This is a genomic window from Lewinella sp. W8, from assembly GCF_004375085.3.
Lineage (GTDB): Bacteria > Bacteroidota > Bacteroidia > Chitinophagales > Saprospiraceae > Neolewinella.
In genome coordinates this window covers 1-687 of record NZ_SNAQ03000059.1, presented here as the reverse complement: position 1 = coordinate 687, position 687 = coordinate 1, and the positions used below count along the sequence as shown (strand labels likewise).

The window sequence follows — 687 nt, the reverse complement described above, 5'->3', positions numbered from 1 at the left end:
TCGTGGCAACCTGGTTGCCGTCGGCATCCAGCAGGTTGACCGTCACGTTTTCGATGCCGGGCTCACCAGCATCCTGTACGCCGTCACCGTCCGTGTCCTGCCAGACGAAGTCGCCCAGGCTCGCAGGACGGTAAAGACCGGCGTCAAGATCATCATTATTATCACCGCTCTCCAGCGTAACCGTCTCGGTCATGCCGTTCATCGCGGGGTCAGCGTCGCTGTCCAGGGCTTCGTCACCACCCTCGTTCAGGTCCGTGTACTCATAGCCGCCGGGAAGGACAAACTGTACGCTGTAAACACCGGGCTCAAGGTTCGGGAACTCGTAGAAGCCGTTGCCGTCCGTGGTCGTCATACCGATCACCACGCCAGCTTCATTCTTCAGGTTAACCGTCACATTGGGGATACCGGGCTCGCCAGCATCCTGGATGCCGTCGCCGTCTACGTCTTCGAAGACGAAGTCACCGAGGCTCGCCGGGCGGTAGAGTCCCGCATCCAGATCGTCGTTGTTCTCTCCGCTCTCCAGCGTCACCGTTTCGGTCATGCCGTTCATCGCGGGGTCAGCATCGCTGTCCAGCGCTTCGTCACCGCCTTCGTTCAGGTCCGTGTACTCAAAGCCGCCGGGAAGGACGAACTGTACGCTGTAATCGCCGGGTACCAGGTTGTCGAAGGAGTAGGAACCGTCACCGG

At 60.4% G+C, this 687-nt stretch carries 1 protein-coding gene; it reads right to left on the bottom strand.

The window, feature by feature from the left end:
* The coding region (locus tag E1J53_RS24755) for an SdrD B-like domain-containing protein (protein WP_173021624.1) at window positions 1-687 on the bottom strand (687 nt) is incomplete at both ends.